This window comes from Undibacterium sp. RTI2.2 (assembly GCF_035018705.1).
GTDB lineage: Bacteria > Pseudomonadota > Gammaproteobacteria > Burkholderiales > Burkholderiaceae_D > Undibacterium.
The window spans coordinates 1-20,649 of the sequence record NZ_JASJXN010000009.1 but is presented as its reverse complement, the minus strand read 5'-3'; the positions used below and the strand labels follow the sequence as shown (position 1 = coordinate 20,649).

General features: G+C 45.2%; 33 protein-coding genes. 2 read left to right on the top strand and 31 right to left on the bottom strand.

Annotated features, from left to right (window positions below; translation table 11 throughout):
- Positions 1-4 precede the first annotated feature (4 nt).
- Complete coding sequence (locus QN395_RS06810; RefSeq protein ID WP_323492301.1) at positions 5-1,117, top strand: magnesium transporter CorA family protein; 1,113 nt, start codon at positions 5-7, stop codon at positions 1,115-1,117.
- Positions 1,118-1,259: 142 nt separating this feature from the next.
- Positions 1,260-2,708 (top strand): exodeoxyribonuclease I, encoded by a 1,449-nt coding sequence (gene sbcB / locus QN395_RS06805; RefSeq protein ID WP_323492302.1) that lies wholly within the window; start codon positions 1,260-1,262, stop codon positions 2,706-2,708.
- Between the two features lie 75 nt (positions 2,709-2,783).
- On the opposite strand, the gene QN395_RS06800 is transcribed toward sbcB, so the two are convergent.
- The 31 genes from QN395_RS06800 to rpsJ form a co-directional block, all read right to left on the bottom strand.
- The gene (locus QN395_RS06800; protein ID WP_322120221.1) at positions 2,784-3,422 is read right to left on the bottom strand and encodes a peroxiredoxin; all 639 of its coding nucleotides are present in this window, start codon (positions 3,420-3,422) and stop codon (positions 2,784-2,786) included.
- Between the two features lie 145 nt (positions 3,423-3,567).
- The gene (dsbD, locus tag QN395_RS06795; protein ID WP_416352046.1) at positions 3,568-5,361 is read right to left on the bottom strand and encodes a protein-disulfide reductase DsbD; all 1,794 of its coding nucleotides are present in this window, start codon (positions 5,359-5,361) and stop codon (positions 3,568-3,570) included.
- Between the two features lie 440 nt (positions 5,362-5,801).
- Entirely contained in the window at positions 5,802-6,197 is a 396-nt protein-coding gene (rplQ, locus tag QN395_RS06790; RefSeq protein ID WP_262835016.1) for a 50S ribosomal protein L17, read from the bottom strand.
- Between the two features lie 178 nt (positions 6,198-6,375).
- Positions 6,376-7,353, bottom strand: coding sequence for a DNA-directed RNA polymerase subunit alpha (locus QN395_RS06785; protein ID WP_322120223.1), 978 nt, complete (start codon positions 7,351-7,353; stop codon positions 6,376-6,378).
- A 105-nt stretch (positions 7,354-7,458) separates the two neighbouring features.
- On the bottom strand, positions 7,459-8,082 hold the full coding sequence (gene rpsD / locus QN395_RS06780) for a 30S ribosomal protein S4 (protein WP_322120224.1): 624 nt from the start codon (positions 8,080-8,082) through the stop codon (positions 7,459-7,461).
- Between the two features lie 193 nt (positions 8,083-8,275).
- Positions 8,276-8,680, bottom strand: coding sequence for a 30S ribosomal protein S11 (gene rpsK, locus QN395_RS06775; RefSeq protein ID WP_110255932.1), 405 nt, complete (start codon positions 8,678-8,680; stop codon positions 8,276-8,278).
- Positions 8,681-8,708: 28 nt separating this feature from the next.
- A complete protein-coding gene (rpsM, locus tag QN395_RS06770) occupies positions 8,709-9,074 on the bottom strand; it encodes a 30S ribosomal protein S13 (RefSeq protein ID WP_323492303.1) in 366 nt (121 codons plus the stop codon).
- 27 nt (positions 9,075-9,101) lie between these two features.
- Complete coding sequence (gene rpmJ, locus QN395_RS06765) at positions 9,102-9,215, bottom strand: 50S ribosomal protein L36 (RefSeq protein ID WP_014004415.1); 114 nt, start codon at positions 9,213-9,215, stop codon at positions 9,102-9,104.
- A 29-nt stretch (positions 9,216-9,244) separates the two neighbouring features.
- Positions 9,245-9,463 (bottom strand): translation initiation factor IF-1, encoded by a 219-nt coding sequence (gene infA / locus QN395_RS06760; protein ID WP_005663428.1) that lies wholly within the window; start codon positions 9,461-9,463, stop codon positions 9,245-9,247.
- Between the two features lie 23 nt (positions 9,464-9,486).
- A complete protein-coding gene (gene secY, locus QN395_RS06755; RefSeq protein ID WP_322120226.1) occupies positions 9,487-10,824 on the bottom strand; it encodes a preprotein translocase subunit SecY in 1,338 nt (445 codons plus the stop codon).
- A gap of 24 nt (positions 10,825-10,848) precedes the next feature.
- Complete coding sequence (gene rplO / locus QN395_RS06750; protein WP_322120227.1) at positions 10,849-11,280, bottom strand: 50S ribosomal protein L15; 432 nt, start codon at positions 11,278-11,280, stop codon at positions 10,849-10,851.
- A gap of 28 nt (positions 11,281-11,308) precedes the next feature.
- Complete coding sequence (gene rpmD / locus QN395_RS06745; protein WP_322120228.1) at positions 11,309-11,488, bottom strand: 50S ribosomal protein L30; 180 nt, start codon at positions 11,486-11,488, stop codon at positions 11,309-11,311.
- A 10-nt stretch (positions 11,489-11,498) separates the two neighbouring features.
- Positions 11,499-12,017 carry a 30S ribosomal protein S5 gene (rpsE, locus tag QN395_RS06740; RefSeq protein ID WP_323492304.1) on the bottom strand — a complete coding sequence of 173 codons (519 nt, stop codon included), beginning with the start codon at positions 12,015-12,017 and terminating at the stop codon, positions 11,499-11,501.
- A 12-nt stretch (positions 12,018-12,029) separates the two neighbouring features.
- Positions 12,030-12,392, bottom strand: a complete 363-nt coding sequence (rplR, locus tag QN395_RS06735) for a 50S ribosomal protein L18 (protein WP_322120230.1) — start codon at positions 12,390-12,392, stop codon at positions 12,030-12,032.
- A 12-nt stretch (positions 12,393-12,404) separates the two neighbouring features.
- Positions 12,405-12,938 carry a 50S ribosomal protein L6 gene (gene rplF / locus QN395_RS06730; protein ID WP_322120231.1) on the bottom strand — a complete coding sequence of 178 codons (534 nt, stop codon included), beginning with the start codon at positions 12,936-12,938 and terminating at the stop codon, positions 12,405-12,407.
- A gap of 10 nt (positions 12,939-12,948) precedes the next feature.
- On the bottom strand, positions 12,949-13,344 hold the full coding sequence (gene rpsH, locus QN395_RS06725) for a 30S ribosomal protein S8 (RefSeq protein WP_323492305.1): 396 nt from the start codon (positions 13,342-13,344) through the stop codon (positions 12,949-12,951).
- Between the two features lie 14 nt (positions 13,345-13,358).
- Positions 13,359-13,664, bottom strand: coding sequence for a 30S ribosomal protein S14 (rpsN, locus tag QN395_RS06720; protein ID WP_322120233.1), 306 nt, complete (start codon positions 13,662-13,664; stop codon positions 13,359-13,361).
- A gap of 7 nt (positions 13,665-13,671) precedes the next feature.
- On the bottom strand, positions 13,672-14,211 hold the full coding sequence (gene rplE, locus QN395_RS06715) for a 50S ribosomal protein L5 (RefSeq protein ID WP_322120234.1): 540 nt from the start codon (positions 14,209-14,211) through the stop codon (positions 13,672-13,674).
- Between the two features lie 4 nt (positions 14,212-14,215).
- Positions 14,216-14,530: a 50S ribosomal protein L24 gene (gene rplX / locus QN395_RS06710; RefSeq protein ID WP_323492306.1), complete on the bottom strand. Its 315-nt coding sequence runs from the start codon at positions 14,528-14,530 to the stop codon at positions 14,216-14,218.
- Positions 14,531-14,539: 9 nt separating this feature from the next.
- Entirely contained in the window at positions 14,540-14,908 is a 369-nt protein-coding gene (gene rplN, locus QN395_RS06705) for a 50S ribosomal protein L14 (protein WP_016836029.1), read from the bottom strand.
- Positions 14,909-15,150: 242 nt separating this feature from the next.
- Complete coding sequence (gene rpsQ / locus QN395_RS06700) at positions 15,151-15,435, bottom strand: 30S ribosomal protein S17 (protein WP_322120236.1); 285 nt, start codon at positions 15,433-15,435, stop codon at positions 15,151-15,153.
- A complete protein-coding gene (gene rpmC / locus QN395_RS06695) occupies positions 15,435-15,626 on the bottom strand; it encodes a 50S ribosomal protein L29 (protein ID WP_322120237.1) in 192 nt (63 codons plus the stop codon). The genes rpsQ and rpmC overlap by 1 nt, the downstream gene beginning before the upstream one ends.
- Before the next feature lie 12 nt (positions 15,627-15,638).
- On the bottom strand, positions 15,639-16,058 hold the full coding sequence (gene rplP / locus QN395_RS06690) for a 50S ribosomal protein L16 (protein ID WP_133330579.1): 420 nt from the start codon (positions 16,056-16,058) through the stop codon (positions 15,639-15,641).
- 2 nt (positions 16,059-16,060) lie between these two features.
- Positions 16,061-16,900: a 30S ribosomal protein S3 gene (gene rpsC / locus QN395_RS06685; RefSeq protein WP_323492307.1), complete on the bottom strand. Its 840-nt coding sequence runs from the start codon at positions 16,898-16,900 to the stop codon at positions 16,061-16,063.
- A gap of 9 nt (positions 16,901-16,909) precedes the next feature.
- Positions 16,910-17,242 (bottom strand): 50S ribosomal protein L22, encoded by a 333-nt coding sequence (gene rplV, locus QN395_RS06680; protein ID WP_262834995.1) that lies wholly within the window; start codon positions 17,240-17,242, stop codon positions 16,910-16,912.
- A 5-nt stretch (positions 17,243-17,247) separates the two neighbouring features.
- Complete coding sequence (gene rpsS / locus QN395_RS06675; protein WP_322120239.1) at positions 17,248-17,523, bottom strand: 30S ribosomal protein S19; 276 nt, start codon at positions 17,521-17,523, stop codon at positions 17,248-17,250.
- 10 nt (positions 17,524-17,533) lie between these two features.
- Positions 17,534-18,361, bottom strand: coding sequence for a 50S ribosomal protein L2 (gene rplB / locus QN395_RS06670; RefSeq protein ID WP_322120240.1), 828 nt, complete (start codon positions 18,359-18,361; stop codon positions 17,534-17,536).
- Positions 18,362-18,363: 2 nt separating this feature from the next.
- The gene (gene rplW, locus QN395_RS06665) at positions 18,364-18,678 is read right to left on the bottom strand and encodes a 50S ribosomal protein L23 (RefSeq protein WP_322120241.1); all 315 of its coding nucleotides are present in this window, start codon (positions 18,676-18,678) and stop codon (positions 18,364-18,366) included.
- Positions 18,675-19,298: a 50S ribosomal protein L4 gene (gene rplD / locus QN395_RS06660; RefSeq protein WP_322120242.1), complete on the bottom strand. Its 624-nt coding sequence runs from the start codon at positions 19,296-19,298 to the stop codon at positions 18,675-18,677. The genes rplW and rplD overlap by 4 nt, the downstream gene beginning before the upstream one ends.
- 2 nt (positions 19,299-19,300) lie before the next feature.
- A complete protein-coding gene (gene rplC / locus QN395_RS06655; protein ID WP_322120243.1) occupies positions 19,301-19,957 on the bottom strand; it encodes a 50S ribosomal protein L3 in 657 nt (218 codons plus the stop codon).
- A 188-nt stretch (positions 19,958-20,145) separates the two neighbouring features.
- Positions 20,146-20,460 (bottom strand): 30S ribosomal protein S10, encoded by a 315-nt coding sequence (rpsJ, locus tag QN395_RS06650; RefSeq protein ID WP_262834989.1) that lies wholly within the window; start codon positions 20,458-20,460, stop codon positions 20,146-20,148.
- Positions 20,461-20,649: the final 189 nt, after the last annotated feature.

Sequence of the window (20,649 nt, the reverse complement as noted above, 5' to 3'; positions counted from 1 at the left end):
TCGTATGGATATTTTTCACATCAATGACACGCAAGTTTTACTTAATCCTGATGCCTCCATTAAGCCGGCAGGATTTGTCTGGCTAGATGCGACGCATGATGAAGTGAACCTTGATCCCGAAGCCTGGCGCGAAGAAGTCACTCGCATCACCGGCACGCAAATTTATGATTTGCATTTAAAAGACGCTGTCAACCTGACGCATCCGTCCTACTTCGATGCGACACAAGATTATGAGATGGTGGTATTCCGCAAACTTGCACTGAATGGTGAAGCAGCAGCAATCCCTAACGCAGAAACAAACGAGATTCAAAAGCGAAAAATCCCTGCTGTACTCAACAAGCTATTGACGGTGCCAGTATCGTTTTTTTTGATGGGAAATGCCTTGGTCACCGTGCGCTCAGTCAAAAGTCGCACCATCGACAATGCCCGTAGCCGTTTGCTTAATTACAAACATAAGGCAGAAGGTAATGGTCACTCCAGCCGCCTGCCTTGCTCGCCAGAAGATTTAATGCTGCGCATACTCAATGCGATGGTTGATCAATATCTGGAACTGCGTCAACCGCTGACCCAACAGCTTGACCGCTGGCAGCATGCCTTGCTCGATCCGCGCCGGCCTTTTAAGAATTGGTTTGCCTTGTTGGATTCACGCATTGAATTGCGCAAGCTCGACAGCCTGTGCGAGGAGCAGCGTGACGCCCTGCAAGAGCTGCGCGATCACATTGTAGATACGCATGACGGCAGCGATAGTGGCGACGGTCGTGCCAAAGATTTGCTACTGGTGCGCACCAACGACGTGATGGAACACATCAGCCGTGTTCTGAACCATGCGCGGCGGCTGGAGGCATCTTTAGAGTCAGCAGTGCAAATCCACTTCTCGGCAATGGCCCACCGCACCAGCGAAATCATGCGCACGCTGACCGTCATCACCGCCTTGTTTATGCCGTTGACCTTAATCACCGGCATTTTTGGGATGAACTTTGTTGAGATGCCTTTGCTGAAACATGCTGCAGGATTCTGGATCACCATGGGTATGATGCTAGCGATTGTGATTATTTTATTGCTGTATTTCCGTAGCCAGCGCTACCTGGAAGACAAAGCCAGCAAACGGCGAGATTAATCCAATTGGCGTACTATAGCCATATACTGGGTAGGTGTACATCGATAATATGCTCTATTGTCCAGACTTTCTCTGGACAATAAAATATACTCCCCTTATTTTTAATTTTTGTTTACATTTTTTGTACAGATAAAAACGACCAATGCAAGAAACCACCTTCCTCTGGCACGATTACGAAACCTTTGGCGCGCAAGCAAGGCGTGATCGTCCTGCCCAATTTGCCGCAATCCGCACCGATGCTGAGTTGAACGAAATTGGTCAGCCCATGATGTGGTACTGCCAGCCAGCGAATGATTTTTTACCCGACCCGCAGTCCTGCCTGATCACTCATATCACCCCGCAAACCAGTCTGGAACGCGGCATCCCTGAATACGAGTTTGCAGCAAAAATAGAGGCAGAACTCGCGCACACTGGCACCATCGGTGTTGGCTATAACACGATCCGTTTTGATGACGAGATCACGCGCTTTATGTTCTGGCGCAATCTGATCGATCCTTATGCGCGGGAATGGCAAAACCAGTGCGGGCGCTGGGACATTATGGATATGCTGCGCACGACCTATGCGCTGCGACCAGAGGGCATACATTGGCCGACGAATGACGATGGCAAGCCGAGTTTCCGCTTAGAACACCTGACCGCTGCGAATGGCATTGCGCATGAATCAGCGCATGATGCCTTATCCGATGTGCGTGCAACCATTGCCCTCGCCCGCCTGGTGCGCCAGCATCAGCCTAAGTTATTTGAGTTTTGTCTGGCGCTGCATAAAAAAGAAAAAGCGGCGAATGAGATCGGCGTACCGCTGCTAGGCAAACCTTTTCTGCACGTATCCGGCATGTTTCCTACCGAGCGCGGTTGCCTTGCTGTGATGTGGCCGTTAACGATCCATCCCAAAAATAAAAATGAAGTGATCGCCTGGGATCTGGCGCATGATCCGTCTGAATTGGCGACGCTCGATGCAGCCAGCATACAACTACGCATGTTCAGCAAAACTGACGATCTGCCTGAGGGCGTCACACGCTTGCCAGTCAAGACAATTCACCTGAACAAATCCCCCATCGTGATCGGCAACTTAAAAACTTTATCCGCGCCAATGGCAGAGCGCTGGCAAATCGATCTGACGCAAGTCCACCAGCATGCACAAAAAGCGGCTACGTTAATGGCAGATCAAGCTGATGCCATGCGTACGCTGTGGGAGCAAGTCTATGCACGCCCACAGCACGAGGCGGCGGATGTTGATGAGGATCTTTATGGCGGATTTATAGGCGCGGGTGACAGGCGCCTGCTGAATGAACTACGTAATATGAGTCCTGCACAACTCGCTAAGACACATCCTGATTTTCAAGATAGTCGTTTAGCAGAATTAGTATTTCGTTATCGCGCCCGCAATTTCCCGGATAGCTTAAGCGAAGCTGAACAAGCACAGTGGGAAGAACACCGCATCGCCCGTATGTTAGACGGTGCTGGCAAAGCACGGACGGTGGATGATTTTTTCAATCAGATTGATCAGTTGTCCGACACTGCTAGTGAAAGTGATGAAGAAATTCTAGGTGCCTTATACGATTACGCGGAGATGGTTGTGCCAGTAAGATAGTAGCGCTATCAGCGCAAACCACTATAAAAAATGCCCCGCAATAACGGGGCATTTTCGTTGAGAGTATCGACACAATTACTTATTCGGCTGCGGCGTAATCCGTAAATACGGCACTGGCGATGTGTATCCTTTTGGATATTTTTGCTTAATCACTTCTTCATCTTTAATCGATAAAGGGATGATGACATCATCGCCGTCACGCCAATTACCAGGCGTTGCTACGGTATAGCCATCAGTCAATTGCAAGGCATCAATCACACGCAAAACTTCGTCAAAGTTGCGACCCGTCGTCAGCGGATAGGTGATGATCAGACGAACTTTTTTCTTAGGATCGATGACGAACAATGAGCGCACAGTGACCGTTTCAGATTGATTCGGATGAATCATGTCGTATAGCGCCGCAACTTTGCGATCCGCATCGGCAACGATAGGAAAGCCGACGACCGTCTTTTGCGTCTCTTCAATATCCTTGATCCATTTCAAATGAGATTCTGCGCCATCTACTGATAAGGCAATCGCTTTTACGTTGCGCTTATCAAACTCAGGCTTCAGCTTGGCGGTTAGTCCTAGTTCGGTAGTGCAGACAGGGGTGAAATCGGCAGGGTGTGAAAAAAGTACCACCCAAGAATCACCTGCCCAGGCATGGAAATTCAATTTCCCTATCGAAGAATCTTGCTCAAAATCGGGAGCGGTATCACCTAAACGTAAAGTCATTTCATTCTCCATTCAACTGTTAAGTTAAAGACTATAGAACTTGTACGCTCCCGTTTCAAGGACAGAGTAGTTGCTTGCTTATATCTTAGCTGTTATATCGACGTTATATCGCCGTTATTCAAAGGCATTACCTTGCTCTAAAGACTTAACGCGATGCTTCAAAAGCAGTAATCGATTTTAGAAATTTCTCAGCATTCTGGTAACCAATCACACGTCCACCAGTAATTTCTTCTCCGCGCTGATTAAAGAAAATAATCCCAGGCGGACCAAACAAACCAAAGCGTTTCAGTAATACTTTGTCATCTGCATTATTGGCGGTGACGTCGACTTGCAGCAATAACATCTGGTCCATTTTTGCCTTCACTTTATCATCGGTGAAAGTCAATTTTTCCATCTCTTTACAAGAGACGCACCAGTCAGCATAAAAATCTAATAGCGCCGCTTTACCTTTTGATTGCGCCAGGGCAGCATCTAATTCTGCGACAGAGCGCACACGGGTGAAAGTCACGCCATGCTTTTCGCTACCGGTCAAATGCGACAATGGCGCAAACACGTCACGACCACCTGTGAGCACACCAACCAACTGAATTAGCCCCAGAACAGCAAAGATCACAGCGAATCCTTTGGAATACAAATTACCTTTGTGCAAGAACAATAGGAAAATTGCATAGCCAAGCACCAGCACCGCCCACGCAATCATCTGCACCCATACTGGGATCACAGGCGAAACCATCCACAATGCCATCGCCAGCATCAGCACGCCGAAGAAACGCTTGATGCTTTCCATCCACGCACCCGCGCGTGGCAATAAACTACCTGCGGATAAGCCAACAAGCAATAGTGGGACACTCATACCAATTGCCATTGCAAACAGAGCAAAACCGCCCACCACGACGTCGCGGGTCTGGCTAATATAAACCAAGGCACCTGCCAGCGGCGCAGCCACACAAGGGCCAACGATCAATGCAGAAATTGCCCCCATGACGAATACACCAAATAACTTACCGTTACGCTGACCCTCAGAAGCAACGGTGAGCTTGGTTTGTAAAGCCGCCGGTACTTGCAATTGATAAACCCCAAACATCGACAAAGACAAAACTACCATCAGCAATGCAAACGTACCTAGCACCCAAGGATTCTGCAGTGTTGCCGCAAGACCTTCGCCTACCAAACCAGCACCAATACCTAATGCGGTGTAAACCAGAGCCATCCCCAATGAATACACTAAGGATAGCAAAAAGCCACGGCTGCGGCGGACTGAGGTACCCTCGCCGACAATAATGAACGACAAAATTGGCACCATAGGCAATACGCAAGGCGTAAATGAGAGACCAAGCCCAAGTAATAAAAATAAAGGAAGGATAACGATCAGCTTGCCACTTTTTAATGCTGCACTAATGCTGTGGATTTCAGTATCAGCGCTATGATCATCTGCGGTATTTGCGACGTCCGATTTGGCTGGAGCATCGGCGATCGACAACTTAATTAAAGCATCTTGCGGTGGATAACACAGACCTTGGTCAGCACAACCTTGGCTAGTGACTTTGAGTGTGAAGTCACCTGAAGCTTGTACGGGAACTTTGACGACTAAGCTATGACGATAAGTTTCAACCTCTTTTTGAAAGGTCTCATCAAACTTAACTTTACCTTTAGGTATCACGACATCGCCCAGCTTTGCATTATCCGACGCAAACTTGAAGCGTTCGCGGTACAGGTAATATCCATCAGCAATGTTGAAGTTGATTTCTGCTACGCCAGGCTCGATCATCTTACCGCTGACTTTGAAGGCGACTTCGGGATCTAAAAAATCATCCGCAACCGCAACAGATGAAAAACCAAAGCAAAGCAATATCATCGCCGCAACACAAGCAAATTGAATACGTAACTGATTAAGATAGCGATTGAACGTGTTTTTCTCGTTGGAATATTGAATCTTCATGCAAGTCCTATTTCTTGGATGATCCGTCGCACACAAACAGGTGTTTCGTGCGCAATTGAAGGTGGTGATAATTTGCGGTATTTCCTGCTGATGCGATCTTTAAATAATCGCTAATAACTCATCGCAATCTGCATTGGTTAATTTGATCAAAAATCCAAACACAATGGATAATTGTTGTGCCAAATACTGACGATGTCCAAATAGTATTTTTGATATGAGGTTCACAGATACTACCTTCATATTTATAAACACAAAATATTTGGTGTTACCGCTCTCTCATCAAAAACTGGGTAATCACCAGCAAGACGATCGTTTCTATTTCTCAAAATAAAAATTAGTCTTGCATTTTAACAAGCAATGAGAATATCTGCCCAAATCGATAGAGACAATAAAAAAGCCAGGCTTAGCCTGGCTTTCTATATTTTGATGCAAACAACAAATTATTCTGCTGTTGGAGCTGCATCTACGTCCGTGACTTCTGGACGATCTAACAATTCTACGTAGGCCATAGGCGCGTTGTCGCCAACACGGAAACCCATTTTCAAAATACGCAGATAGCCACCATTACGATTTGCATAACGTGGGCCTAATTCAGCAAACAATTTCAAGACCATTTCGCGATCGCGCAAACGAGAAAACGCCAGACGCTTGTTCGCTAATGTATCTGTTTTACCCAAAGTCAGAATCGGCTCGATAACGCGGCGCAGTTCTTTTGCTTTTGGCAAAGTTGTTTTGATGGCTTCGTGGCGCAGCAACGATACTGTCATGTTGCGCAACATAGCCAAACGGTGGGAAGAAGTACGATTCAGCTTACGTAAGCCGTGACGATGACGCATGATATTTCCTTTCAGATTTTTAAAAAAATTCCAGCTCTTCTATCACTGCATTGTGCAGCGCGGGCCGGTAATTGCTTGGCACTTCAAATTACAAAAACTATCTATTACAGTTAGTCTACTAATACGACTGCGCGGCAAAATATTAATTAAACATTTGCCACACAGCCGTTACAACCAATTATTTTTCCAAGCCAGCAGGTGGCCAGTTTTCCAGCTTCATTCCTAAAGACAAGCCACGAGACGCCAATACTTCTTTGATTTCGTTCAAAGATTTGCGACCCAGATTTGGCGTCTTCAACAGTTCGTTTTCGCTACGTTGGATCAAATCGCCAATGTAGTAAATATTTTCTGCTTTAAGGCAATTTGCTGAACGAACCGTCAATTCCAAATCATCAACTGGGCGCAACAATACTGGATCAACAGCCGGCGCACGGGATGGCGCTTCAGCAGCAGCTTCGGTACCTTCCAGAGCTGCGAATACATTCAATTGGTCAACCAGAACACGTGCAGACTGACGAATCGCTTCTTCAGGTGTAATGACACCGTTGGTCTCAATGTTAATGACCAGTTTATCCAAATCGGTACGCTGCTCAACACGAGCTGACTCTACTGCGTAAGAAACGCGGCGCACTGGCGAAAACGATGCGTCCAGAATCATACGACCAATTGTTTTATTCGCATCTTCGGACAAACGGCGAACGTTACCTGGCACATAACCACGGCCTTTTTCAACTTTGATTTGCATCTCTAACTTGCCACCGGCAGTCAGGTTCGCAATAACGTGATCTGGATTAATCAGCTCTACATCATGTGGCAAATCGATATCCGAAGCCAATACAGCGCCTTCAGTATCCTTCTTTAATGTCAGCGTAACTTCATCACGATTATGCAATTTGAAGACGATACCCTTCAAATTCAACAACATATCAACTACGTCTTCTTGAACGCCATCCAAAGATGAATATTCATGAACTACGCCAGCGATAGTTACTTCAGTTGGGGCATAACCAACCATAGAAGATAACAAAACACGACGCAATGAATTACCCAATGTATGACCATAACCACGTTCAAACGGCTCCATAGTCACTTTTGCATGACCAGCGCCCAACATTTCCACATCAATAATACGTGGCTTCAACAGATTGTTTTGCATTGCAATGTCCTTGTCAATACCCTCGGCTCGTTACACCGATAAGGCTGATGGCATTAAAGAAAAAAGCCTGCCTATCAAAAATAGGCAGGCAGTGAAACTTGAATATTAGCGTGAATACAATTCAACGATCAAAGATTCATTAACGTCGTGAGCGATGTCGCTACGATCTGGCATGGACTTGAAAGTGCCTTCCATTTTCTTGGAATCAACCGCAACCCAAGAAGGCATAGTATTTTGTTCTGCTAAAGACAAAGCTTCGGCAATACGCACTTGCTTTTTCGCTTTTTCACGAACAGCAACAACGTCACCAGCTTTAACTTGATAAGAAGCAATGTTAACGACGATATTATTAACAGTGAATGCTTTATGGCTGACCAATTGACGCGCTTCAGCACGGGTAGAACCAAAACCCATACGATAAGCGACGTTATCCAAGCGAGACTCCAGCAACTTAAGCAGAGTTTCACCAGTGTTACCTTTTTGACGGTCAGCTTCAGCGAAGTAACGGCGGAACTGACGTTCCAAAATACCGTACATACGTTTAACTTTTTGCTTTTCACGCAATTGATTACCGTAGTCAGAGGTACGAGCACCAGAAGTGCGACCATGTTGACCTGGTTTTGCGTCTAACTTACATTTTGAATCCAAAGAGCGACGAGCGCTTTTAAGAAACAAATCCGTACCTTCACGGCGGGATAATTTTGCTTTTGGTCCGATGTAACGTGCCACGGTAATTTCCTTTGTTTAATGACGCAGAGCAGAGACATTACTCCGCTGCGCTAGTCTGATCTGCTGACAACCAGACGGTGGTCTTAAAATAATAATCGATACAACACAAAACCCACCAATTTCATTGGCGGGCTGTATTTTAACGGCTAAACCGATAAAAAGCTAGCAGCGATATCTTTCGATATCTTAGCTATTAGATGCGACGACGTTTAGGAGGACGGCAACCATTGTGTGGGACTGGTGTAACGTCTTGAATCAAGGAAATTTTAATTCCAAGGTTATTCAAAGCGCGTACTGAAGATTCACGTCCTGGACCAGGGCCCTTGATACGAACTTCCAGATTTTTGATACCGCATTCAACAGCGACTTTACCAGCTGCTTCCGCTGCAACCTGAGCTGCAAACGGTGTAGATTTACGCGAACCTTTAAAACCCGCACCACCAGCAGTTGCCCAAGAAAGCGCATTGCCTTGACGATCAGTGATCGTGATGATTGTATTATTAAAAGAGGCGTGCACGTGAGCTATACCCTCTGCAACGTTCTTTTTAACTTTTTTACGAGCGCGGGCTGCGGCTGCGTTATTTTGTGCTTTTGCCATAATATTTCCTTGAATCTAGTTTCCTAGATTATTTCTTCAAAGATTGCGCTGCTTTACGTGGACCCTTACGTGTACGAGCATTCGTACGTGTACGTTGACCACGGCAAGGCAAGCCCTTACGATGACGCAGGCCGCGGTAGCAACCTAAGTCCATCAAACGCTTGATATTCATCGAGAGTTCACGACGTAAGTCACCCTCTACGACGAATTTTGCAATTTCGTCACGGAGTTTCTCTAGTTCGTTGTCGTCCAGATCTTTAACCTTTTTACTGGTCAAAACACCGGTAGCCACACAAATATTTTGTGCGCGCGGGCGGCCAATACCATAGATAGCAGTTAAGCCAATTACGGTATGTTGATGATTTGGGATATTAACCCCTGCGATACGTGCCATTCGTTATTCCTCGTCAAATAACGTCAATTAACCTTGACGCTGTTTATGGCGTGGTTCTGTGCAAATCACACGAACTACACCTTTGCGCTTGATGATCTTGCAGTTGCGGCAAATCCGCTTTACTGATGCGAGAACTTTCATTTTTGCCCTCTTTCCTTCTAGTTACTTGTTTACTTAGTACGGAACACTATTCGCGCCCGGCTCAAATCATAAGGCGTCAATTCTACTGTCACCTTATCGCCAGGCAAGATGCGAATATAATTCATACGCATTTTTCCTGAGATATGGCCAAGTACAACATGCCCGTTTTCCAACTTAACTCGAAATGTTGCATTTGGAAGATTCTCTAAAATCTCACCCTGCATTTGTATAACGTCGTCTTTTGCCATTCGATCTGCTGTTCCTCTGGGCGTTACCTAGAAGGAATTCCGCCCTTGAAATTTGCTTTACGAAGAAGCGATTCGTATTGCTGTGACATCACATAGTTTTGTACTTGAGCCATAAAATCCATCGTAACTACTACGATAATTAATAAGGATGTACCACCAAACGAAAATGGTACTTTCCAACGCGCTATTAAAAATTCTGGTAACAAGCATACTAAAGTAATGTAAACCGCCCCAGCTAAAGTCAAGCGCATCAAAATCTTATCGATATAACGAGCAGTCTGATCACCTGGACGTATACCCGGCACAAACGCACCACTCTTTTTCAGGTTATCTGCTGTTTCTTTACTGTTGAAAACTAGAGCAGTATAGAAAAAACAAAAGAAGATAATAGCTACTGCGTACAACAATGCATGAATAGGTTCGCCAGGTGCCATTGAAGCTGACAAATCTTTCAAAAAGCGTATGAAACCACTCTCTGAAGAATCCATACCCTTAGTGAACCAGCTAGTAATCGTTGCCGGGAATAAGATGATGGAAGAAGCAAATATTGGAGGAATAACCCCTGCCATATTCAACTTCAAAGGCAGATGACTACTCTGCCCACCGTAAACTTTATTTCCAACCTGACGCTTAGCATAATTGACTAATATCTTACGTTGACCACGCTCGATAAAAACAACAAGAAAAGTAACAGCGCCTGCGATTAAGCATATCAGCATAGCGGATACATAATGCATTGATCCAGTACGAACTAATTCAAATAGACTAGCCACCGCATTTGGCAATCCAGAGGCAATACCAGCAAAAATAATAATTGATATACCGTTGCCGAGTCCACGTTCAGTAATCTGCTCACCCAACCACATCAAAAACATGGTTCCAGTAACCAAAGTCACTGTAGTAGTGAATCGAAATGCCATTCCAGGATCAATTACCAACCCAGGTTGTGCCTCTAATCCAAAAGCGATGAAGTATGCCTGTATCGTTGCTAACAACAAAGTACCATAACGTGTATATTGTGTAATCTTCCGACGTCCAGATTCGCCTTCTTTTTTCAAGGCCTCTAGCTGTGGTGAAACTATTGACATTAACTGCATAATGATCGATGCAGAAATATACGGCATGATGCCTAAGGCAAATATCGTAAAACGTGATAAAGCCCCACCGGAGAACATATTAAACATTCCAAGAATACCACCTTGGTTTTGTTTAAACAATTCAGCCAGAGACGTTGGATCTATACCAGGGACTGGTATGTGAGCGCCAACCCTATATACGACAAGTGCACCTAGTAAAAACCATAGTCTTCCCCAAGGAAAACCGCTAGCTGCACTTTTAGCCTGCTGTGGAGATGTTGCCAATTATTGCTCCAGTGTCCGCACTGATTAAGCGACTGTGCCGCCAGCAGCTTCGATTGCGGCTCTTGCGCCTTTAGTGGCGATCAAACCGTTCAAAGTTACTTTTTTAGTGATTGTTCCCGCCATAATCACGCGAACTACGCGTGCGAGCTCAGAAACTACACCGGCTTGTTTCAAAGCTAGGATATCGATCTCAGAAACTGGTAAATTCTCCAGATCTGTCAATCTAACTTCCGCCTTATATGGAGTAGCCAAGGATTTAAAACCACGCTTAGGCAATCGACGTTGCAAAGGCATTTGACCGCCTTCGAAGCCAACTTTGTGAAAACCGCCTGAACGAGATTTTTGACCTTTATGACCACGGCCTGCTGTCTTACCCAAACCAGAACCGATACCACGACCCACACGACGTTTGTAGTGTTTAGCGCCATCAGCCGGCTGTATTGTATTTAATTCCATAATTTGCTCCGATCATAAGCCTGAGAGCTTACGATACAACCTTCACAAGATACGAGACTTTGTTGATCATGCCGCGTACTGATGGTGTATCTTGTAATTCAGAAACTGAATTCACACGACGCAAGCCCAAACCGCGAACTGTAGCACGATGGGACTCACGAGTCCCGATCAGACCTTTGACTAAAGTTATTTTTACTGTATTTGTCATTTCAATCACCTTAGCCCAGAATTTCTTCTAGGGTCTTGCCACGTTTAGCAGCAATTTCTGATGGCGTGCTCATCTTGGACAAACCATCCAAAGTTGCACGAACCATATTATAGGGATTAGTAGAGCCGTTGGATTTAGCAACAACATTTACTACACCTAACACTTCAAAAATCGCGCGCATTGGACCACCAGCAATCACGCCAGTACCCTCTTTAGCAGGCATGATCATCACTTTCGACGCACCATGCTGTCCAATGACAGCGTGCTGCAATGTGCCATTTTTGAGAGTGACTTTTATCATTTTACGGCGAGCTTCTTCCATCGCTTTTTGTACGGCTACAGGAACTTCTTTCGATTTTCCTTTACCCATACCGATACGGCCATCACCATCGCCAACTACTGTCAGTGCAGCGAAACCCATGATACGACCACCTTTAACCACTTTGGTTACTCGGTTAATCGCGATCATTTTTTCGCGCATGCCATCATCGGGCTTATCAGCCGCCATCTTCGCTTGCATTTTTGCCATGACGAATTTTCCTTAGAACTTCAAGCCAGCTTCACGCGCAGCTTCCGCCAACGCCTTGATGCGACCATGGTAACGGAAACCGGAGCGATCAAACGCGACTTCGGTAACCCCTGCTTTTAACGCTTTTTCTGCAACACGCTTACCAACCAAAGTTGCAGCTGCTGCGTTACCGCCATTGCCAGATACTGCTGCCAACTCTGCGCGCACTTCAGCCTCTAAAGTAGATGCCGATGCTAACACCTTGGCATCAGGGCCAATGATGTTCGCATAGATATGCAGATTTGTGCGATGCACTGCAAGGCGAATAACCTTGAGCTCTGCGATCTTGGCACGGGTTTGAGTCGCGCGGCGCAGACGTGATTGTTTCTTATCCATCGTCAACCCCTATTACTTCTTCTTGGTTTCTTTAATCACAACCACTTCGTCCGCGTAGCGGACACCCTTGCCTTTGTACGGCTCTGGGCTGCGGTATGCACGGACTTCAGCTGCCACTTGACCTACCTGTTGCTTATTAACCCCTTTAATCAGGATTTCGGTAGGCGTTGGTGTAGCACACGTTACGCCTTCTGGCATTTGGTGCACAACTGGATGAGAAAACCCCAAGGACAAATTTAATTTATCGCCTTGTGCTTGGGCTTTATAACCAACTCCAACCAGGTTGAGTTTTCTTTCAAATCCTTTAGTAACGCCGCTGACCATGTTGTTGACTAGAGCACGCAAAGTACCCGTCATTGCATTGGCTTCACGACCGTCATTAGCGGGTGAAAAACTCAAAGTTCCGTTGTCATTAACTACTTTCACCAAACCGTTTAAGTTCTGTGTAAGCGCACCCATCGGGCCTTTTACTATAATCTGCTCTGCTGAAATCTTAACTTCAGATCCTGCTGGCAAAGCGATTGGCATTTTACCTACTCGAGACATCTTGCACTCCTTAGGCGACGTAGCAAATAACTTCGCCACCGACACCGGTTGCGCGTGCTTTGCGGTCAGTCATAACGCCTTTTGGTGTCGAAACAATCGCCACCCCCAAACCGTTCATAACACTTGGAATCTCGTCTTTACCCTTGTAAATACGAAGACCAGGGCGAGAAACACGCTCCAAGCGCTCAATAACAGGACGTCCTGCGTAATATTTCAAACCGATTTTTAATTCGGACTTACCCGCAGCTTCAATAACTGCGAAATCCTCAATGTAACCTTCATCTTTAAGTACGCTTGCTATTGCAATCTTTACTTTGGAAGATGGCATAGCAACTGCAGTTTTTTTTACAACTTGCGCGTTACGGATGCGGGTCAGCATATCGGCGATAGGATCGCTCATACTCATTGCATATTCTCCTATTACCAGCTGGCTTTAGTCATACCCGGAATTTCGCCACGCATAGCGAACTCACGGATCTTAATACGGCCCAAACCGAATTTACGGAATGTGCCACGTGGGCGACCTGTCAAGGCGCAGCGATTGCGCTGACGAGTCGGATTAGAGTTACGTGGCAATGCCTGCAATTTAAGGCGAGCTTCATACCGCTCTTCCTCAGATTTTGATTGGTCATCAATGATGGCCTTCAATTCGGCGCGTTTACCAGCAAATTTCTTCACAAGGTCTGCACGCTTTTGCTCACGATTAATCAGTGCCAATTTTGCCATGGCGACCTCAGTTTCTGAACGGAAATTTAAATGCGGCGAGAAGAGCTTTCGCTTCTTCGTCGGTCTTTGCTGTCGTCGTGATACTAATATTCATACCACGCAGCACGTCGATCTTGTCGTACTCAATCTCAGGGAAAATAATTTGCTCCTTGACACCGATATTATAATTACCACGACCATCAAACGCACGACCAGACACACCACGGAAATCACGTACACGCGGCAAAGCCACAGTTACGAAACGATCTAGGAATTCATACATTTGAGCGCCACGCAAGGTCACCATACAACCGATTGGATAACCTTCGCGAATTTTAAAACCAGCTATCGCTTTACGCGCCTTAGTTACCACTGGCTTTTGACCAGCAATCTTAGTCAAATCACCAACAGCGTGCTCAATAATCTTTTTATCAGCAATTGCTTCTGATAAACCCATATTTAGGGTGATTTTTAATATCCGAGGCACTTCCATTGGAGACTTGTAAGAAAACTTCTCTGTCAAATCTGCAACAACTTTTTCTTTATAAAATGCTTGTAGACGAGCCATGATGTTACGCCTTCACAACTTCACCGGTAGACTTATAGATACGGATTTTTATACCATCCACTACCTTGAAGCCTACACGATCTGCTTTACCAGATGCCGCATTAAATACTGCAACATTGGAAACATGAATCGGCATCAATTTATCAACGATGCCACCAACTGCCCCAGTCATTGGATTATGCTTAGTCGCTTTTTTTGCAACATTGACACCTGCCACAACTATGTAATTCGCGTCTACGCATTGCTGCACTTGACCGCGCTTACCTTTGTCTTTACCTGTCAAGACAATGACTTCATCGTTTTTACGAATTTTGTTCATCACAACCCCTTACAGCACTTCTGGAGCTAGCGAAACGATTTTCATAAAGCGCTCAGTACGCAATTCACGTGTCACTGGGCCGAAAATACGAGTTCCTATAGGCTCTAACTTTGCATTTAACAAAACTGCAGCATTGCTATCGAACTTAACCAAGGAACCATCTTGACGACGAACACCCTTAGCAGTTCTCACAACAACAGCATTGTAAATTTCACCTTTTTTTACACGACCACGAGGCGCAGCAGATTTAACAGTGACTTTAATTACATCACCTATACCCGCATAACGACGCTTAGAGCCACCCAATACCTTAATGCACAAAACTTCGCGCGCACCAGTATTATCAGCCACTTCAAGCCGGCTTTCTGTTTGAATCATAATGTTCTCTTTCCCAACTTAATCCACACAATCCGCACGATGCAAATCTGTAGTCAGTTTTGGTCCTGCCAGCCAACCCAATACACAACAAACAATGCACGAGCCAACTGATTAGGTGGACGAATTTTTAATTACTCTCACAAACGTTTTTCATTCTGCGAAAGGCATTTAGGCTGCCACATACATAATTTGCAAATGACAGCCAACTATTATTACATCAAAAAACAAATTGTGCAATAACTTTATAAAACTTGTGCGACTTGAACCACACGCGTCACAGTCCAAGCTTTAGTCTTGGAAATAGGACGACCCTCTTGAATTTCAACGGTATCCCCAGCCTTAGCTTGGTTTGCTTCATCATGAGCGTGGTACTTGTTAGTACGAACGATGATTTTACCGTACAAAGGATGTTTGACATGACGCTCAACGACTACTGTTACAGTCTTGTCCATCTTGTCAGAAACAACCTTACCAATCAATGTGCGCTTCAATGCCACTTTTGTTTGAACACTAACTTGATCGTTCATTATTTGGCATCCTTCTGATTCATGACAGTTTTTACGCGTGCGATATCGCGGCGAACCTTTTTGAGCTGAGAAGTATTGTTCAATTGCTGCGTTGCAATTTGCATACGCAGACTAAATTGAGCTTTCAACAGTTCATTCAGTTCTTTTGCCAACGCCGCCGGATCTTTACCTTGGAGTTCAGATACTTTCATTTACAACCCCTATTATTGGCCGACTTGACGCACGACGAACGTAGTCAATAACGGCAGTTTAGCTGCAGCTAAGCGGAACGCTTCGCGTGCGAGCGCTTCATCAACGCCATCCATTTCGTACAACATTTTACCTGGTTGAATCTCGGCAACATAGTACTCAGGATTACCCTTACCATTACCCATACGAACTTCTGCAGGCTTCTGAGAGATTGGCTTATCTGGGAAAATACGGATCCAGATACGGCCACCACGTTTAATGTGACGAGTCATAGCACGACGTGCTGCTTCGATTTGTCGAGCAGTAATACGACCACGACCTATTGCCTTAAGACCAAACTCACCAAAAGAAACAGCAGTACCACGGGAATGAGAAATCCCCTTGTTACGACCTTTTTGTTCTTTACGGTACTTTCTACGTGCTGGTTGCAGCATGATTATTCTCCTGCTTTCTCAGCCGGTGCCGCAACTGTTGCGCCATCTACTTTCGTGCGAGCACGCTTGGCTGCAGGTGCTGCTGCGATACCGGTTGTTTGACCTTCTGGACGCTTAGTGCGAGGACGGCTACTTGGCTTGCCATCGTCACGGCGAGGACCACGACGCTTCTTATCGTCTTCTGGAGTAGATTCTATAACTGGCGCATCACCATTAGCTAAGCGATCACCTTTATAAACCCAAACCTTAACACCGATGATTCCGTAAGTAGTAGATGCTTCGCTAAAACCGTAATCGATGTCGGCACGCAATGTGTGCAGCGGCACGCGGCCTTCACGATACCATTCCTTACGAGCAATTTCGATACCGTTCAAGCGACCACTAGACATAATCTTAATGCCTTTAGCGCCTAAACGCATCGCATTTTGCATAGCACGTTTCATCGCGCGACGAAACATAATACGTTTTTCAAGTTGCTGAGCAATAGAATCGGAAATTAATTGCGCGTCAATCTCTGGCTTACGAATTTCCTCGATATTGACATGAACTGGCACGCCCATCAACTTGGCCAAATCCGCCTTCAACAGTTCAATATCTTCACCTTTTTTACCGATTACAACACCCGGACGGGAGCTATAAATGGTAATACGGGCATTTTTTGCTGGACGCTCAATAGTAATACGACCTACTGATGCATTCTTCAGTTTTTTCTTCAGATACGCACGTACTTTAAGATCTTCCCCAAGCATAGAAGCAAAATTACCATTGCCTGCATACCAACGAGATGACCAGTTACGCGTTACCGCAAGACGAAAACCGGTTGGATGTATCTTCTGTCCCATCGCGACTCCTTAATTACCGACAGTCACGTATATGTGACAGGATTGTTTAGAGATACGATCGCCACGACCTTTTGCACGCGCTGTAAAACGCTTCAAAATCGTGCCTTTTTCAACATAGATAGTCTTTACTTTCAACTCATCGATATCAGCGCCATCATTATGCTCAGCATTTGCAATTGCAGATTCCAAGACTTTTTTAATGATTGTTGCACCTTTTTTCGGGCTGAAAGCCAAGATATTCAATGCCTGATCTACTTTTTTACCGCGAATCAGATCTGCCACTAGGCGACCTTTTTGCTCAGACAGACGCACACCGCGCAGAATTGCTTTAGTTTCCATCATTGCACCTATCTCTTAGCCTTTTTATCGGCGGCGTGACCTTTGAACGTACGAGTCAACGCAAATTCGCCAAGTTTATGACCGACCATATTTTCGGACACATAAACTGGTACGTGCTGCTTACCGTTATGCACCGCGATTGTCAGGCCAATAAAGTCCGGCATAATTGTCGAACGACGTGACCATGTTTTAATTGGCTTTTTGTCTTTAATTGCTTGCGCAGTTTCAACTTTTTTCACCAAGTGGGCGTCGCAAAACGGCCCTTTTTTCGCTGAACGTGTCATGTATTACCCCTTATTTCTTGCCGCGGCGTGAGACGATCATCGAGGTCGTGCGCTTGTTGCGACGAGTCTTTTTACCCTTGGTTTGCTGACCCCATGGAGATACTGGATGACGACCTGCTGCTGTTTTACCCTCACCACCACCATGCGGGTGATCAACAGGATTCATAACAACACCGCGAACGGTAGGTCGAACACCACGCCAACGCATAGCACCAGCCTTACCAATCTTACGCAGATTGTGCTCTCCATTACCAACTTCACCGATTGTTGCACGACATTCAATATGGATACGGCGAACTTCACCTGAACGCAAACGAACCTGCGCATAAGTACCATCACGCGCCATCAGAACGACACCAGCACCAGCAGTACGAGCGATTTGAGCGCCCTTACCAGGCAACATTTCGACGCAATGCATTGTCGTACCTACCGGAATATTGCGAATAGGCAAACAATTACCGGATTTAATCGGCGCTTGGGAACCATTCATTAACTGATCACCAACGGCCATTCCCTTAGTAGCAATAATATATTGACGCTCACCATCTGCATAACACAACAACGCGATGTGTGCAGTACGATTAGGATCGTATTCAATACGCTCTACTTTTGCAGGAATACCGTCTTTATTACGCTTGAAATCAACTAAACGATAATGCTGTTTGTGACCACCACCGATGTGACGAGTAGTGATATGGCCATTATTATTACGGCCAGCAGTTTTAGATTTCTTTTCCAACAATGCGGCAAACGGACGACCTTTATAAAGACCCTCTGTTACCACTTTTACCATACCACGACGACCTGGCGAGGTTGGCTTCATCTTAACGAGTGCCATGCTTATGCCCCTTCAGTGAAGTTGATTTCTTGGCCTGGCTTTAAACACACAAAAGCTCGTTTTGTATGATTTCTGCGACCATTAAATCTACCAGTACGTTTTTGTTTACCTAGACGATTTGCTACTTGAACAGATTCAACCTGAACCTTAAACAGCAATTCTACGGCAGCTTTAATTTCTGGCTTTGTAGCATCTGGCATAACCAAAAATACTACCTGCTCATTTTTCTCAGCAACCATAGTCGCCTTTTCCGAAATCACAGGAGCCAGCAACACCTTCATCAGGCGCTCTTCGCTATGTTTAACTAATGCGTTCATGCCAGCATCTCCTCAATCTTGATCAATGCAGACTTGGTAATCAATACTTTCTTGTAGAAAACCAAAGAAACTGGATCAGCATAACGAGGCTCTACAACCAAAACATTTACCAAGTTGCGAGCAGCAAGCATCAAGTTTTCATTGAATTCTTCAGTAATAATTAACACTGAATCCAAACATCCCATTGTCTTCAACTTTTCAGACAGCAATTTCGTTTTCGGCGCATCAACAGCAATACTATCTACAATACTCAGGCGACCCTCACGAGCCAACTGAGACAATATCGAGCAAATACCAGCGCGATACATCTTTTTGTTAACCTTGTGTGAAAAATTTTCATCCGGTGAGTTTGGAAATATACGACCACCACCACGCCAGAGTGGCGAAGATGACATACCAGCACGAGCACGGCCAGTACCTTTTTGACGCCAAGGCTTCTTCGTAGTGTGATGAACTTCTTCACGATCTTTTTGCTTGCGATTACCGCTACGCGCATTTGCCTGAAAAGCAACGACGACTTGGTGAATCAAAGCCTCGTTATAGTCACGAGCAAAAATAGTATCCGGAGCAACAACATTAGAAGCAGATTGACCATCTGCATTTAGGAGCTTCAGTTCCATAATTAAGCTCCGTTCTTCGTTTTAACTTTAATAGCCGGCAATACAATTACCTGACCATTTTTTGCGCCTGGCACGGCACCCTTAACAATCAATAATTGACGATCAGCATCTACACGTGCGATCACCAAATTTTGCACCGTACGATTATCATCACCAAGATGACCCGTCATACGTTTACCAGGAAACACACGACCTGGATCTTGCGCCATACCGATTGAACCAGGAACATTATGGGAACGCGAGTTACCATGTGTTGCACGACCGGAAGAGAAATGATAGCGCTTGATAACGCCGGCATAACCCTTACCAATTGTCACACCCTGAACGTCGACCTTCTGACCAACCTCAAACAATCCAACAGGCACAACATCGCCCGCCTTCATCTCAGAAGCTTTAACAGCATCAACACGGAATTCTTTTAATACAGTACCAGCTTCAACACCCGCTTTTGCAAGATGACCGGCAGCCGCCTTAGTTACACGGGATGCGCGGCGCTGGCCGAAAGTTACCTGAACAGCGGAATAACCATCTGTTTCAGGAGTTTTAATTTGTGTCACGCGGTTGTTGGATACGTCTAGCACAGTAACTGGAATTGAATCACCATCATCTGTAAAAATACGCATCATGCCAACCTTGCGACCTACAAGGCCCAAGCTCATTTTTTTCTCCATTCTCACCTACGATTGGGTGAGGCTGACTATTAAAAAACTTAAACAAATAGATCGACACATGTCGATCTACAGCTAAGCCTTCGATTATAGCTTGCTAAATTTTATTTCACAAGACTATTTATTTGAAAATGCTAAAAATTATGGTATGTAGCATTTTCTATTTGCGACTATAAAATTTATTGCAACTTGATTTCTACATCCACACCAGCTGGCAAGTCTAACTTCATCAAGGCATCAACCGTTTTATCAGTTGGATCAACGATGTCCATCAGGCGTTGATGAGTACGGATTTCAAATTGATCGCGAGAAGTTTTGTTCACGTGTGGCGAGCGCAAAACGTCAAAACGCTGAATCCGTGTTGGCAAAGGCACTGGCCCTTTAACAACAGCGCCAGTACGTTTAGCTGTTTCCACGATTTCAAGAGCAGACTGATCGATCAATTTGTAATCGAAAGCCTTTAGACGAATACGGATTTTTTGATTAGTAGACATAACATTTCCTAAAAAGAACGAGCCACGGATATTAAATTCATATCCGTAGCATTTTTTCAAACAAAGAACAAAATTACGATTAGGTCAAAACAAGTTCATGCTTAATGAAGTCACGAACTCTGACTGAATTAATCGGCCAAGATTTTAGCAACAACACCCGCACCAACTGTACGACCGCCTTCGCGAATC